Here is a 13,985-nt window from a genome sequence, read left to right as displayed (position 1 = left end):
CGCTCCTTTACCGCCGTTATTTCCTTCAGAAGCTCATGTCGACCCGCGCCCAATAGGTGCGGCCCGGCTCGTTGACCCGACTGGTGGGTTCGAGTCCGTAATCGGCGAAGCCCGCACTGCCAGCGAGATTGAGGTGCTCGCTATAGTTCTTGTCCAGCAGGTTGTCGACGCCCGCGCTGAGCTTGAAGTTCTTGTTCAGCCGGTAGGCGCCATTGACCGCCAGCACGCCGAAACCGGCGCTCTCGTCGAAGTCCTTGCCGACCACGGTGCCCTGGTTCTCGGCAACGCGGTTCTGCGCAGCGACGACCCGCCACAAGCCACTGGTGCTCCAGTTGTCGCGCTCATAGGTCAACCCAAGACGCCCTTCCAATGGCGGAATCTGCGGCATGGCGCGGTCATCGCTGCGGTTCTTGCCCCAGGCGTAAGCCAGGCTCGCATCACCCTTCCAGTTGCTAGTGAAACGGTAACTTGCGCCCATCTCGGCACCGGCGATGGTGGCGTCGATGTTGCTGACTTCGGCGCGAAGCATGCCGGGCATCACGCCGGGCACATAGCTGAACAGGATGTAGTCCTCGACAAGGCCGGCATAGGCTGAAACCCAGGCTTCCAGCGGCCCCTTGGCGTATTGCAGGCCGATGTCGAGCTGGGTGGTCTTCTCCGGGCGTACCGAATCGAACGGCTGCACCGTGCCGACCGGACCGGGGTTGGAAACGAACAGCTCCCAGTAGTCAGGGAAGCGCTGTGCATGACCGAGGCCGGCGTACCAGGTCGCCGGCAGGCTGACCAGCTCTTCCTCGTAGCGCACGAAGCCGCTGTACAGCGTATCGCGACGGGTTTCGCCGGCGGTGGGGTTGTCCCAGTCCTGACTGACGGGCATACCCATCCCGTTCTTGAGCGTCGGATGGTGGCTGTTGAAGTAGTCGCGCTCATCGGTCGCCTCATGCAGATCCAGACGCAGACCGCTGATCAGCTTCTCGCGCTCGCTTAGCTGCCAGGTCAACTCGCCAAAGACGCCGTAGCTGTGCAGCATCGCGTCCGGCACCCAGGGCAATGCATCGCTACCAGCCGCAGCAACCATCTGGTTCACGTGCAGATTCGGATTCATCACCTTGCGATGCTCGCTGCGCTGCGCATCGACGCCGGCCTTGAGTTCGACATCGGTCCACTGCCAGGTGCCGACCAGCCGGCCCCCTAGGGTGCGACGATCCACGCGCGACAGTGTCGGCACCTTCATCATCGAGGTCGGCACGAAGTCACGCAGGCTGTAGTTGTCCATGATGTGATCGGCGTAGTTGTAGTAGACCTGCGCCTCCAACCCATAGAACGTCTCGCCGATATTGCTCTTCTCGAAGCGCAACCCCAGGCTTTCGCGCTGGAACTGACTGCCGTCCATGCCGCGCCCGGCATAGCGTGCGAAGCCGTCACCACGGCCGGCGGTCAGCTCGACCAGCGTGTCTTCATCCGGAGTCCACCCCAGCGCCACATCGGTGTTCCACTTGTCGTAACGCGACGGCACGGTATCGCCGTTGCCATCGGCGTAATCATCAGCCTGGGAGCTGTTGGCCATCAGTCGTGCATAGCCCTGACTGTTGCCGGCGGCGGCATCCAGGTTGCGGTCGAAGCGACCGTTGGAGGCGATCAGCAGACTGCCGTTGATGCGGTAATCCGGCTCGCTGAACTGCTCCGGCTCGCGTTCGAAGAGCACCGTGGCGGCCGACGCTCCTGGCCCCCAGAGCACTGTTTGCGGGCCCTTGATGACGGTCAGCTTGTCGAAGGTATCCGGGCTGATATAGGAACTCGGCGAATCCATGCGGTTGGGGCAGGCGCCGAGCATTTCACCGCCATTGGAGAGCAGCTTCAGCCGCGAGCCGAACATGCCACGGAACACCGGATCGCCGTTCACCCCGCCGTTACGTACCGCGGAGAAACCGGGAATGGTCTTCAAGTAGTCGGCGCCATCGCTGGCCGGCATCGGCTGCCGTGGAATCTTGGGATCGGTCACCACGGTGAGTGGGGATTGCTGGCTAACGCCGGTGATGATCATCGGCGCCAGCTCGACGGCATCGGACTGCTCTGCATGAGCGGAGTGGTCGGCTTCGGCCAGCGCGCTGCCGGCGAGCATTCCCAGCAGGGCGGCATGGGCGAACTGCCAGCGCAGGCGGGATGGTTGAATCGAAAAACGCTCAGACAGGCGCGCACGCGCCTTACAGCCATGAGTAATGCGGGACATAGGAACTTCCACTTCTGCATGTAATTAGGCCGCACGAGGCGGCTGATGACGGTCAGCTGTGGAAATGCGGAGGGGCGCGAGGATGGCCGCTGCTGCGGCGCAGCGCTGGCGGCAAGGGCTGTTCGGGAAGTGACTGGAAATAGCCCGGCTCGTGCCGCGGCAGAACCAGGTGAACGGACAGGCTGAGTGGCGGATTGACCGTCAGCAGCTCGCAATAACCGCAGAGTTCGAGTGCCGTCAGCCAGGCGGGTTCGCCTGCGCGCGCGCGGCCATGATGACCGTGAGCGGAGGATTCATGCTCGGCGTGGTGATGATGTTCGCTGACCTGCGCGACTTCGGCGGCTTGGGCGGCCTGCACCGCCGAGTACAACGGGCCGACATGGATCATCAGCATGGCGAACAGGCCAAGCCAGATGCTCATTGTCGAATACCGTTTGCGTGTCACCAGCGTGTCCTTCGTGACATGACCCTATGAAGTGGCGGGATGATCGCACAGCCTTTTCGCCCCGTCCGCTGCGACATGAGGCCGCAACAGAGTCGAGCAATCAATCTTCTCTTTTTACCTGCGAACCAGCACAAATCACCGGAAGGCTTTTAATACAGCAATAAATCATCAACTTTATATCACGACTTGCAATAGCCAACCATTAAGCAATAGCTTTGCACCATAAACCACTGCCCGTACTGGGCAAACAAGTTGCTAGCTCAAGCTTCACCTGGGGAAACGCCATGACCATGCTCAAGAACCCGTCGAAAAAATATCGCGCCTTTCCGGCCATCGACATCCCGGATCGCACCTGGCCGTCCAAGTCGATTACCCAGGCGCCGATCTGGCTGAGCTCCGATCTGCGCGACGGCAACCAGTCGCTGATCGAGCCAATGGACGCGGCGAAGAAGATGCGTTTCTTCAAGACGCTGGTTCAGGTCGGTATTAAGGAAATCGAGGTCGGCTTCCCCTCCGCCTCGCAGACCGATTTCGACTTCGTCCGCGAGCTGATCGAAGGCGGCCACATCCCCGACGACGTCACCATCCAGGTGCTGACCCAGGCCCGCGAGGATCTGATCACTCGCACCTTCGAGTCGCTGAAGGGCGCCAAGCAAGCCATCGTCCATTACTACAACGCCACCGCGCCGAGCTTTCGCCGCATCGTTTTCAACCAAGACAAAGCCGGCGTGGTGAAGATTGCGGTCAACGCAGCGCAGATCATCAAGCGCCTGGCCGCGCAGAATCCGGAAACCGCCTGGCGCTTCGAGTACTCGCCGGAGATCTTCAGCTCCACCGAGCCGGAATTCGCTGTCGAGGTGTGCAACGCCGTGATCGAGGTGTTCCAGCCGACGCCCGAGCAGAAGCTGATCCTCAATCTGCCGGCCACCGTAGAAGCCGCCACGCCGAACATCTATGCCGACCAGATCGAGTGGTTCTGCCGCCACGTCAACCGTCGCGACAGCGTGCTGGTCAGCCTGCACACCCACAACGACCGCGGCACCGGCGTGGCCGCCACCGAACTGGGCCTGATGGCCGGCGCCGATCGCGTCGAAGGCTGCCTGTTCGGCAATGGCGAGCGCACCGGCAACGTAGACCTGGTGACCGTGGCACTGAACATGTACACCCAGGGCATCGACCCACAACTGGACTTCTCCGACATTGACGCCGTGCGCAAGGTGGTTGAGGAATGCAACCAGCTGCCGGTACACCCACGCCATCCCTACGTCGGCGACCTGGTGCATACCGCGTTCTCCGGCTCGCACCAGGATGCGATCCGCAAGGGCTTTTCCCAGCAGGACCCGGAAGGCGTCTGGGAGGTGCCGTATCTGCCGATCGACCCGGCCGATATCGGCCGCAGCTACGAGGCAGTGATTCGCGTCAACAGCCAGTCCGGCAAGGGCGGCATCACCTTCCTGCTTGAGCAGGAGTACGGCATCAGCCTGCCACGCCGCATGCAGATCGAGTTCAGCCAGGTGGTGCAGAAGGAAACCGATCGCCTCGGCCTGGAGATGAGTGCCAAGCAGATCTACGCCCTGCTGGAAGCCGAATACCTGCAGGCAACCGCGCCCTATACGCTCAAGGGGCATCGCCTGCAGGAAGAGAACGGCACCAGCGCGGTGGACGTGGAAGTCGCGACCGATGGCGAGATCGCTCACTGGCGCGGCATCGGCAAGGGGCCGCTGGAGGCGCTGGTAGCTGCGTTGCCAGTGAAGCTGGAGATCATGGACTACCACGAGCATTCCATCGGCGCCGGCAGCAATGCCAAGGCCGCTGCCTATATCGAGGTGCGTCTGGACGGTGAGCGGCCGCTGCACGGTATCGGCATCGACGAGAACATCACCACTGCCAGCATCCGCGCCCTGTTCAGCGCCATGAACCGCGCCCTGCGCGAGGCCCAGGACAAGGCAGCCTGAGCCTGAACGGCGGGCCCGCATCCGGGCCCGCCTTCGTTTCACCCTGCGGCCTATCGCACGGCCCGCCTTCCCCGCCCGCTATCCGCCATCAGTGGCAACCTCCAAACAGCGATGAGCGACTGAACTGTTCGTCACTGAACGCCTCCCAACTCAGTCTGCGCTAACAGCCCTGGCGACCATTGCGGCAGAAACGCACCAGCCTTCGGCAGGATTGTGCAAACGCAGCCGACTTCGCCGCCATTAGGCTTGGCCTCTGTAAATTCCGAACACACAAAGGAGCCGTCATGAGCAACAGCATCGGTTACGCCGCACTCGATCCAAGCGCCCCGCTCGCCCCCTACTCCTTTTCGCGCCGCGAAGTAGGACCAAACGATGTGCGCATTGAAATTCTCTTCTGCGGCGTTTGCCATTCGGACCTGCACACCGCACGCAACGAGTGGAACAACACCCTGTATCCCTCAGTGCCCGGCCACGAGATCGCTGGCCGTGTGAGCGCGGTCGGCGCGAACGTCAGCAAATTCAAGGCGGGCGATATCGCCGGCGTCGGCTGCCTGGTCGACAGCTGCCGCACCTGCTCGTCCTGTGGCGAAGGGCTGGAGCAGTATTGCGAGAACGGTTTCGTCGGCACCTACAACGGTCCGGCCTTCGGCGGTGGCGAGAACACCCTCGGCGGCTATTCCGACAACATCGTGGTGGACGAAAAGTACGTGCTGCGCATCAACCACACCGACAACCTCGCCGCCGTCGCGCCGCTGCTTTGCGCGGGCATCACCACCTACTCGCCGCTGCGCCAGTGGAAGGTCGGCCCGGGGCAGAAGGTCGGTGTGGTCGGCCTCGGCGGTCTCGGCCATATGGCGGTGAAGATCGCCAACGCCATGGGCGCGAAGGTCGTGCTGTTCACCACCTCGCCAGACAAGCGGGAAGATGCCCTGCGCCTCGGCGCCTCGGAGGTGGTGGTGTCGAAGAACAAGGAGGAGATGGCTGCACACGTCAACAGCTTCGACTTCATCCTCAACACCGTTGCCGCGCCGCACAACCTCGACGCCTTCGTCAATCTGCTCAAGCGCGACGCCACCATGACCCTGGTTGGCGCACCGGCTTCGCCGCACCCGTCGCCGAGCGTGTTCGGCCTGATCTTCAAGCGTCGCCGCATCGCCGGCTCGCTGATCGGCGGCATCGCCGAAACCCAGGAGATGCTCGACTTCTGCGCCGAGCACGGCATCGTCTCGGACATCGAGATGATCCGCATGCAGGACATCAACGAAGCCTACGAGCGCATGCTCAAGAGCGACGTGAAGTACCGCTTCGTCATCGACATGGCCACCCTGAAGCAGGCCTGATCGTTCGGCTGGCGAGCCCAGTGGGCGCGCCGGCCCTTCCCTCTTTCATGCGCAGCCGCTAAGGTCGCCGGCCTTCGTCGTGGAGGCGGCATGCGCTATCTGATCTTCGTCACCCTGCTCTGGGCCTTTTCCTTCAACCTGATCGGCGTTTACCTGGCCGGCCAGGTGGACAGCTATTTCGCCGTGCTGACGCGGGTGATTCTCGCCGGCCTGGTGTTCCTGCCATTTACCCGCTGGCGCGGCGTGGCGCCCGGCTTCATCGCTGGCGTGACCCTGGTCGGCGCGCTGCAATTCGGCGTCACCTACCTGTGCCTGTACATGAGTTTCAACGTGCTCACGGTCGCCGAAGTGCTGCTGTTCACCGTGCTCACCCCGTTGCACGTGACACTGATCGACGATGCGCTCAATCGGCGCTTCAACCCCTGGGCGCTGGTTGCGGCAGCCGTGGCGGTGTTCGGCGCCGGCCTTATCCGTTACGACGGCGTCTCCGGCGACTTTCTCGGTGGCTTCCTGCTGATGCAGCTGGCCAACTTCACCTTCGCTGCCGGCCAGGTGTTCTACAAGCACTTGGCGCAGCGCTACCCCTCCGACGTGCCGTTACATCGACGCTTCGGCTACTTCTTCCTCGGCGCACTGGTGATCGTGCTGCCGGCGTGGCTGCTGTTCGGTAATGCGGAAAAACTGCCGACCACCACGACGCAATGGGCGGTGCTGATCTGGATGGGCGTGCTGGCCACCGCCGTCGGCCAGTTCTGCTGGAACAAGGGCGCGACACTGGTGGATGCCGGCACCCTGGCGGTGATGAACAACATGGCGGTGCCGGTGGGTCTGGTACTCAATCTGCTGTTCTGGGGCACCACGACCAATCTGCTAATGCTCGCGGTGGGTGGGGCGATCATCCTCGCCTCGCTATGGCTCAATCGACTGGGGCAAATGAAGGCCCAGTGATATCACGCAAGTTATTGTTTTATATGGCTTTTAATAGCCAGGACGGTAGAATGCCGGCCCTTCGCATGGATGCGACACTCGTTCAGTTGTCGAGAGCCCCATGCGCCGCTTCAGCCTTTTCCTGCTTGCCCTGTTCTGCTGCTCCATTACCTATGCCGATGCACCTCGCACCTTCCGCGAAGCGAAGAAGGTTGCCTGGACGATCTATGCCGAACGACCAGTGGATTTCTACTGCGGCTGCAGTTTCAAAGGCAATCGCATCGACCTGAGCAGCTGCGGCTACATTCCACGCAAACAGCCCAAGCGAGCCGAACGGGTGGAGTGGGAGCACATCGTGCCGGCCTGGGTCATCGGCCACCAGCGCCAGTGCTGGCAACAGGGCGGACGCAAGCAGTGCACCGCCAAGGACCCCGTTTTCAGCCTGGCCGAGGCCGACCTGCACAACCTGGTCCCGGTGGTCGGTGAGGTCAACGGCGACCGCAGCAATTTCGGCTTCGGCATGCTCAGCGAAAAGCCCAGCCAGTACGGCGCCTGTCCCTTCGTGGTCAACTTCAAGCAGCGCACGGCGATGCCGCCCGAATACAGCCGCGGCGCCATTGCCCGCACCTATCTGTACATGAGCGAGCGCTACAAGCTGCGCCTGTCGAAGCAGGACCGGCGTCTGTACGACATCTGGAACCGCCAGTACCCGGTCAGCGAATGGGAGCGCTGGCGCAACCAGCGCATCGCCTGCGTACAGGGCAACGCCAACGACCATGTCGGCAGCGTTGACCGGCGAAGTTGCAGCAAGGCCCCGTCGGTCGCTGCGCGCTGACGCTCCAAGCGACCGCTTGCCGTAGTTGCAACGCAGCGCCATGCTAGCGCCAGTATTCGCCCAAGGCAGACCCTATGCAGCGAACCTCCGTCAATGTTGCGCTGGTGGGCGCCGTCCTGCTGGCGCTGATCGTTTCCGGGATAGCTCCCTACGATAGGCCGACCTGGCTACTGGAGGTCGCGCCGGTGCTGATCGCGGCGCCGATACTGCTCTGTACCTACCAACGGGCGCCGCTTACACAGCTGCTGTACGTACTGATCGCGGCCCATGCGCTGGTACTCATTCTCGGCGGCGCCTATACCTACGCGCGGGTGCCATTGGGCTTCTGGGTGCAAGACTTCTTCGAACTCAGTCGTAACCCATATGACAAGCTGGGGCATTTCATGCAGGGGCTGGTGCCGGCGCTGATCGCCCGGGAAATTCTGCTGCGCGGCGGCTATCTGGCCAGGGGCTGGATGCTCAATCTACTGGTGGTCTGCGTAGCGCTGGCGATCAGCGCCTTCTACGAGCTGATCGAGTGGTGGGTGGCGCTGATCGCCGGCCAGGGCGCCATCGAATTTCTCGGCACCCAGGGAGACCCGTGGGATACCCAGTCGGACATGCTCCTGGCATTGATCGGCGCCCTGAGTGGCCTGTTGCTGTTCACAAAGCTGCAGGACCGCCAGCTTGCCGAGCTGCCCGGTGCCCGTCCCGCCAGGTCATCGCCATGATCTACCGCGTTGCAGCGGACGGGTTGCTGCTTCTGCACCTTGCCTTCGTGCTGTTCGCTCTGCTGGGCGGCCTCCTTTGCCTGTGGCGCCCAAGCATGATGCTATGGCATTTGCCGGCGGCGGCCTGGGCTATATTCGTCGAAATAGCCGACCGTGGATGCCCACTGACACGTTGGGAGCAGCTGCTGCGTCTACGTGCGGGCGACGCTGGCTACAGCGAAGGCTTCGTCGAGCACTATCTGATGCCGCTGATCTACCCAGACTGGCTGACCCTGCCGGCGCAATACGTGCTGGCCGCGGTGGTGCTGCTGGTCAATGTGGGCATCTATGGCTGGGTATGGCTACGCCGCCGCTCAACGCATCTTTGAAGCGAGCTGGATTTCCTTTCCGGCCAGCATGAACTTGCCGTAGCCCCGATGATGCAGCGTACGTGGCGCAGTGACGGAAGGATCGATCCACGCCTGCACCACCTGCAGGATGAAGAAGTTGTAGCGATCCACCAGCTGCCGATCCACCACGCGGCATTCCAGATTCGCATAGCACTCCTCCACTCGCGGCACCGCCACCTCTGCCGAGGGCAACGGGGTAAGCCCGAAACAGGCGAACTTGTCGCACTGATCGCCATGACAATTGCCGCAACCAACCAGTTGCCGAGCGAGTGACTCGGTCGGGACGTTGATCACGCATTCGCCGGTGGCCTGCAGGGCGCTGAACGAATGGTTTCCAGCGCTGACCACGCAGCCGACCAGTGGTGGCGCAAACTCCATCATGCAATGCCATGACAGCGGCATAAGATTGGCCCGCCCGCCCAGCGCGGTGCCAAGCAACACCACCGGGCCCGGCTCGAGAATGGCATAGACTTCGCTGAGCTGAAGAAGGCTCTTCACCGGACACCTCCCAGGTGGCTGGACTTCCGAATGGTGGCTTGCTGCTCAGGGGAAGCCAATGAATACGCAGCGATCAGCGGCCCAGCGACCCAGCTGGGTTCTTTACCGGATCGACGATAACGGCAACGAAGTGGAAATGCGGCGTTTCCATGATCGCGCCAGCGCCGAGCGGTGGATGGAAACCTACCAGCGACGCGGACACAAGCAGACCTATCTGGTCACGCGGACCGCTGAACAGCGCTGATCGGCATTCCGTCAGAGTTTCAGCTCGAACTCGTCGCCATCGTGATAGGCCGGGAAACGCTCTCGGAACGCCGCCAGGTCGCGCGCGCGCAATGTGCAGCGCAATACGGCGTCGCGATCTTCGCCGTTCAGCAGCGTGTCGCCCTTGAAGTCGAGCACCTGGCTGTCGCCGCTGTACGGGTAGCCCTTGCCGTCCTCGCCGACCCGGTTGACCGCGGCCACGTAGCACAGATTTTCGATGGCACGCGCCGGCAGCAGGCGATTCCAGGCATCGCGACGCGCGGCTGGCCAGTTTGCCGTGTAGAGCAGCAGGTCGGTGCCGTGCGGGTCGCGACTCCAAACAGGGAAGCGCAGGTCGTAGCAGATCAGCGGGCGCACGCGCCAGCCGTTCAGCTCGAACAACGCCTGCTGCTGCCCGGGGGTGTAGTGCTTGTGCTCTCCAGCCATGCGGAACAGGTGGCGCTTGTCATAGTGCAGCACCTCACCATCCGGACGCGCCCAGAGCAGGCGGTTGCGGTGACTGCCGTCCGCCGCCTCGATGATCACGCTGCCGGTGATCACCGCTTCCAGCCGTGCGGCCTGGGTGCGCAACCAGGCATAGGTAGCGCCCTCCTCCGGCTCGGCGAGCGCGGAAGATTCCATGGAGAAGCCGGTGGTGAACATTTCCGGCAGCACGATCAGATCCGCGCCGCTGGCCTGATCCAGCAGCGTGGCGAAGCGTTCGTGATTGGCGGCAGCGTCCTGCCAGATCAGGCTGGTCTGGACCAGCGCCAGTTCCAGGTCGGGCAGATTGTTTAAATCGCGCATAGTCGTTCCGCCGCTTGTCGCAGCGTCTCCTCTCGTTTGGCAAAGCAGAAGCGCACCAGCCTGAGATCGGCCGGCGGGTTCTGGTAGAAAACCGATATCGGAATGCATGCAACGCCGTGCTCGCGGGTCAGCCACTCGGCCATGGCGACGTCGTCGAGATCAGGGCGAATCGCCGAATAATCGGCCAGCTGGAAGTAGGTGCCGGCAGCACGGGTAAAGCTGAAGCGGGAACCGGCCAGCAGATCGCAGAACAGATCGCGCTTGGCCTGGTAGAACGCCGGCAATTCGGTGATGTGCTCGGGATGCGCCGCCATGAAATCGGCCAAGGCCCACTGCAGCGGCGTCACGCCGGTGAAACTGACGTACTGATGCACCTTGCGCAGCTCGACGCTGAGCATCGGCGGCGCAACGACGTATCCGGTTTTCCAGCCGGTGACGTGGTACGTCTTGCCAAAGGAACTGATGACGAATGCACGCTGGTAGAGCTCATCATGGCGGAGCACGCTGGCATGCTCGCGGCCGTCGAACAGCAGGTGTTCATAGACCTCGTCGCTAAGCAGGTAGATATCGCGCTCGCGAATCAGCGCAGCCAGCCGATCGAGATCATCGGCATCGATCAATGCGCCGCTGGGATTGTGTGGCGTGTTCAGCACGATCATCCGCGTGCGCGGTGTGATGGCGTCAGCCAGGCGCTGCCAGTCGATGCGGAAATCCGACAGGCTCAGCTGCTGGTGGATGCAGACGCCACCAGCCAGCTGGACCGATGGCTCGTAACTGTCGTAGCAGGGGTCGAATACGATGACCTCGTCACCGGGGCGGATCGCCGCCTGGATCGCGCAGAAAATGGCCTGGGTAGCGCCGGGGGTGATGGTGACCTCGGCGGCGGCATCCACATCGCGCCTATATAAGTCAGCGACCTTCGCCGCGACCTGCTCACGCAACGCCGGCAGACCGGTCATCGGCGCGTACTGGTTGTGTCCCGCCATGACGTGGCGCGCGACGGCTTCGCGCAATGCCTCAGGGCCGTCGAAATCGGGAAAGCCCTGGGACAGGTTCAACGCCCCCGTGTCCGCAGCCAGCTGCGACATGGTGGTGAAAATGGTGGTGCCAACGTTGGGCAGTTTACTGATGAGCATGACGGCCTTCCGACAAGCCTGCCGCATGGGGGACGGCAGGAAGGCAAACAGAATAGCCGATGACGACTGCCCGATACGAGGCCGCCACAGCAGCCGCTGTCGGACTGCTACAGTTGCAGCCAACGGGCATCACTCGTATCGAACATAAGGAATTTCCCATGCCGAGCCATTCCGTCAGCGCTTTGTGGAACGACCTGCGCAATCAGGCGCAACATGCACTGGATACGGAGCCGACGCTGGCCACGGTGTTTCGCCAGGCCGTCCTCGATCGTCCCGACTTCGGCTGTGCGCTGGCGTATCGCATCGGCCATGCGCTGGCCGAAAACGCCGACCAGAGCCACACGTTGGCCGATCGCTTCGCCGGCATACACCACCACGCCCCACAGCTCGCCGAGGCGGCGTGCAGCGACTTGCAGGCAATCGTCAGCCGCGATCCGGCGTTCGATACGGCACTGGAAGTCTTTCTGTTTTCAAAAGGCTTTCTTGCCCTGCAGGCCTATCGCGTCGGGCACGACCTGCAAGCCCGGGGCGAGCGTCTGCTGGCGATGTTCATCCAGGCGCGCTGCAACGAACGCCTCGGTATCGATATCAACCCGGCCAGCCGCATCGGTAGTGGCATCATGCTCGACCACGGCACCGGCATCGTCATTGGCGAGACCGCGGTGGTAGGCGATGACGTGTCGATTTTGCAGGGCGTTACCCTGGGCGGCACCGGCAAGGAAGGCGGCGACCGTCATCCGAAGGTTCGCAGCGGGGTGATGATCGGCGCAGGCGCGAAGATTCTCGGCAATATCGAGATTGGCGAGGGGGCCAAGGTGGGTGCCGGCAGCATCGTGCTGCATCCCGTTGCGCCACATACCACGGTGGTCGGCAACCCGGCGCGCCAGGCCGGCACGCCGCGCCACGCACGACCGGCCCTGGATATGGACCAGTCGTTCGACGGAGATCGCTGAGCAGTCAGCGCTTGTCGCGGCGCTTCTTCTCGGCCTTCTTGTGGTGCGACATGAGACGGCGCTTCTTGTTGACCTGGCGGTCGGTAAGCGTGTTTTTCTTGCCCTCGTAAGGGTTTTCTCCGCCCTTGTACTCGATCCGGATGGGCGTACCGACCAGCTTCAAAACACGCCGATAGGTGTTCTCCAGATAGCGCGTATACGACTTGGGTATCGAATCCACCTGGTTTCCGTGAATCACGATCAGTGGCGGATTGGCGCCACCCAGGTGCGCATAACGGAGCTTGATCCGACGGCTGGCAACCATCGGTGGTGCGTGTTCGCGCACCGCGTCCTCGAGGATCTGCGTAAGGCGGCTGGTCGGCCAGCGGGTAATGGCCGACTTGAATGCAGCCTGTACCGACTTGTACAGATGGCCCACGCCGGTGCCGTGCTTGGCTGAGATGAAGTGGATATCGGCGAAATCGACGAAGAACAGCCGGCGCTCCAGCTCGGTCTTCACATAGTCGCGCTCGCCCGGCTCCATGCCGTCCCACTTGTTCAGGGCGATGACCAGCGCGCGACCGGTTTCCAGCACGAAGCCCAGCAGATTGAGGTCGTGCTCGACGACCCCTTCGCGGGCATCCATGACGAAGATGACCACGTTGGCATCCTGGATAGCCTGTAGCGTTTTGACTACCGAGAACTTTTCCACCGCCTCGAAGATCTTGCCGCGACGACGTACGCCTGCGGTGTCGATCAGGGTGTATTTCTCGTCGTCACGCTCGAAGGGGATGTAGATGCTGTCCCGGGTGGTGCCGGCCTGGTCGTAGACGATGACCCGCTCCTCGCCGAGCATGCGGTTGACCAGCGTCGACTTGCCGACATTGGGGCGACCGATGATGGCGATCTTGATGCCGTCTTTCTCGCTGGGCCCGGGGATGCGCTTGGGCTCCTGGCCCTCGGCGACGACTTCCTCACCGTCGATCAACTCGGCAGCGTCGACGCCTTCGGCGTCCTCGGCATTGTCCTTGGGGAAAATGCCCAGCGCTTCTTCGAGCATGTGACTGATGCCACGGCCGTGAGCGGCGGCGATCGGTAGCGCATCACCCAGACCCAGCGGACTGAATTCCGCGCGGGCGATGTCCGGGTCGACGCTGTCGACCTTGTTCGCCACCAGGAAGCAGCGCTTGTTTCGCTTGCGCAGATGCTCGCCGATCATCTGGTCCGCCGCGGTCATTCCGGCGCGGGCATCGACCATGAACAGCACGGCATCGGCCTCTTCGATGGCCTGCAGTGATTGCTCGGCCATCTTGGCATCAATGCCCTCTTCGTCACCGGAAATACCGCCAGTGTCGATCACGATATAGGTCCGCCCCTGCCACTTGGCCTCGCCGTACTGGCGGTCACGGGTCAGACCGGCGTATTCGGCAACGATGGCGTCGCGGCTCTTGGTCAGGCGGTTGAACAGGGTGGACTTGCCGACGTTCGGGCGGCCCACCAGGGCGATTACGGGAACCATGCGGCTCTCCACTGCGATA

14 protein-coding genes are annotated in these 13,985 nt (G+C 62.7%); 8 read left to right on the top strand and 6 right to left on the bottom strand.

What is annotated here, in order from left to right; genetic code table 11:
• Positions 1–25: 25 nt before the first annotated feature.
• Together UIB01_RS05890 and UIB01_RS05885 are read right to left on the bottom strand one after the other, a co-directional pair.
• Positions 26–2,230, bottom strand: coding sequence for a TonB-dependent copper receptor (locus UIB01_RS05890; protein ID WP_038657769.1), 2,205 nt, complete (start codon positions 2,228–2,230; stop codon positions 26–28).
• 52 nt (positions 2,231–2,282) lie between these two features.
• Positions 2,283–2,651, bottom strand: a complete 369-nt coding sequence (locus UIB01_RS05885) for a DUF2946 domain-containing protein (protein ID WP_038657767.1) — start codon at positions 2,649–2,651, stop codon at positions 2,283–2,285.
• 308 nt (positions 2,652–2,959) lie between these two features.
• Between UIB01_RS05885 and leuA the strand changes: the two genes are divergently transcribed.
• The 6 genes from leuA (at position 2,960) to UIB01_RS05855 (ending at position 8,810) form a co-directional block, all read left to right on the top strand.
• On the top strand, positions 2,960–4,630 hold the full coding sequence (gene leuA / locus UIB01_RS05880) for a 2-isopropylmalate synthase (RefSeq protein ID WP_038657765.1): 1,671 nt from the start codon (positions 2,960–2,962) through the stop codon (positions 4,628–4,630).
• Positions 4,631–4,914: 284 nt separating this feature from the next.
• Entirely contained in the window at positions 4,915–5,970 is a 1,056-nt protein-coding gene (locus tag UIB01_RS05875; protein WP_038657763.1) for an NAD(P)-dependent alcohol dehydrogenase, read from the top strand.
• 90 nt (positions 5,971–6,060) lie between these two features.
• Positions 6,061–6,918, top strand: a complete 858-nt coding sequence (locus tag UIB01_RS05870) for a carboxylate/amino acid/amine transporter (RefSeq protein ID WP_038657761.1) — start codon at positions 6,061–6,063, stop codon at positions 6,916–6,918.
• A 100-nt stretch (positions 6,919–7,018) separates the two neighbouring features.
• Positions 7,019–7,732, top strand: a complete 714-nt coding sequence (locus UIB01_RS05865) for an endonuclease (RefSeq protein ID WP_038657759.1) — start codon at positions 7,019–7,021, stop codon at positions 7,730–7,732.
• Between the two features lie 74 nt (positions 7,733–7,806).
• The gene (locus tag UIB01_RS05860; protein ID WP_038657757.1) at positions 7,807–8,442 is read left to right on the top strand and encodes a DUF2238 domain-containing protein; all 636 of its coding nucleotides are present in this window, start codon (positions 7,807–7,809) and stop codon (positions 8,440–8,442) included.
• Positions 8,439–8,810, top strand: a complete 372-nt coding sequence (locus UIB01_RS05855) for a DUF2784 domain-containing protein (protein WP_015276148.1) — start codon at positions 8,439–8,441, stop codon at positions 8,808–8,810. Before UIB01_RS05860 ends, UIB01_RS05855 begins: the two co-directional genes overlap by 4 nt.
• On the opposite strand, the gene UIB01_RS05850 is transcribed toward UIB01_RS05855, so the two are convergent.
• Entirely contained in the window at positions 8,796–9,329 is a 534-nt protein-coding gene (locus tag UIB01_RS05850) for a flavin reductase family protein (protein WP_038657754.1), read from the bottom strand. The genes UIB01_RS05855 and UIB01_RS05850 overlap by 15 nt on opposite strands.
• A 58-nt stretch (positions 9,330–9,387) precedes the next feature.
• On the opposite strand from UIB01_RS05850, the gene UIB01_RS05845 reads away from it, so the two are divergent.
• Positions 9,388–9,573: a hypothetical protein gene (locus UIB01_RS05845; RefSeq protein ID WP_038657752.1), complete on the top strand. Its 186-nt coding sequence runs from the start codon at positions 9,388–9,390 to the stop codon at positions 9,571–9,573.
• Positions 9,574–9,584: 11 nt separating this feature from the next.
• Here UIB01_RS05845 and UIB01_RS05840 read toward each other — a convergent pair whose 3' ends face one another.
• The gene (locus tag UIB01_RS05840; protein ID WP_038657750.1) at positions 9,585–10,379 is read right to left on the bottom strand and encodes an amidohydrolase; all 795 of its coding nucleotides are present in this window, start codon (positions 10,377–10,379) and stop codon (positions 9,585–9,587) included.
• On the bottom strand, positions 10,367–11,515 hold the full coding sequence (locus UIB01_RS05835) for a pyridoxal phosphate-dependent aminotransferase (RefSeq protein WP_038657748.1): 1,149 nt from the start codon (positions 11,513–11,515) through the stop codon (positions 10,367–10,369). Before UIB01_RS05835 ends, UIB01_RS05840 begins: the two co-directional genes overlap by 13 nt.
• Positions 11,516–11,673: 158 nt before the next feature.
• Here UIB01_RS05835 and cysE point away from each other — a divergent pair, with 158 nt between their 5' ends.
• Positions 11,674–12,468 (top strand): serine O-acetyltransferase, encoded by a 795-nt coding sequence (gene cysE, locus UIB01_RS05830; RefSeq protein ID WP_038657746.1) that lies wholly within the window; start codon positions 11,674–11,676, stop codon positions 12,466–12,468.
• A 4-nt stretch (positions 12,469–12,472) separates the two neighbouring features.
• On the opposite strand, the gene der is transcribed toward cysE, so the two are convergent.
• Positions 12,473–13,966 (bottom strand): ribosome biogenesis GTPase Der, encoded by a 1,494-nt coding sequence (der, locus tag UIB01_RS05825; protein ID WP_038657744.1) that lies wholly within the window; start codon positions 13,964–13,966, stop codon positions 12,473–12,475.
• Between the last annotated feature and the right edge of the window lie 19 nt (positions 13,967–13,985).

The sequence above is a fragment of the Stutzerimonas decontaminans genome, from assembly GCF_000661915.1.
Lineage (GTDB): Bacteria > Pseudomonadota > Gammaproteobacteria > Pseudomonadales > Pseudomonadaceae > Stutzerimonas > Stutzerimonas decontaminans.
The sequence above is the reverse complement of the archived record's forward strand: the minus strand, read 5'-3'. Positions and strand labels throughout refer to the sequence as shown.

Bases quoted from the DNA above. Each gene is read 5' to 3' on its own strand.
- UIB01_RS05890 (WP_038657769.1), bottom strand. From the start codon at position 2,230: ATGTCCCGCATTACTCATGGCTGTAAGGCGCGTGCGCGCCTGTCTGAG.
- UIB01_RS05885 (WP_038657767.1), bottom strand. From the start codon at position 2,651: ATGAGCATCTGGCTTGGCCTGTTCGCCATGCTGATGATCCATGTCGGC.
- leuA (WP_038657765.1), top strand. From the start codon at position 2,960: ATGACCATGCTCAAGAACCCGTCGAAAAAATATCGCGCCTTTCCGGCC.
- UIB01_RS05875 (WP_038657763.1), top strand. From the start codon at position 4,915: ATGAGCAACAGCATCGGTTACGCCGCACTCGATCCAAGCGCCCCGCTC.
- UIB01_RS05870 (WP_038657761.1), top strand. From the start codon at position 6,061: ATGCGCTATCTGATCTTCGTCACCCTGCTCTGGGCCTTTTCCTTCAAC.
- UIB01_RS05865 (WP_038657759.1), top strand. From the start codon at position 7,019: ATGCGCCGCTTCAGCCTTTTCCTGCTTGCCCTGTTCTGCTGCTCCATT.
- UIB01_RS05860 (WP_038657757.1), top strand. From the start codon at position 7,807: ATGCAGCGAACCTCCGTCAATGTTGCGCTGGTGGGCGCCGTCCTGCTG.
- UIB01_RS05855 (WP_015276148.1), top strand. From the start codon at position 8,439: ATGATCTACCGCGTTGCAGCGGACGGGTTGCTGCTTCTGCACCTTGCC.
- UIB01_RS05845 (WP_038657752.1), top strand. From the start codon at position 9,388: ATGAATACGCAGCGATCAGCGGCCCAGCGACCCAGCTGGGTTCTTTAC.
- UIB01_RS05840 (WP_038657750.1), bottom strand. From the start codon at position 10,379: ATGCGCGATTTAAACAATCTGCCCGACCTGGAACTGGCGCTGGTCCAG.
- UIB01_RS05835 (WP_038657748.1), bottom strand. From the start codon at position 11,515: ATGCTCATCAGTAAACTGCCCAACGTTGGCACCACCATTTTCACCACC.
- cysE (WP_038657746.1), top strand. From the start codon at position 11,674: ATGCCGAGCCATTCCGTCAGCGCTTTGTGGAACGACCTGCGCAATCAG.
- der (WP_038657744.1), bottom strand. From the start codon at position 13,966: ATGGTTCCCGTAATCGCCCTGGTGGGCCGCCCGAACGTCGGCAAGTCC.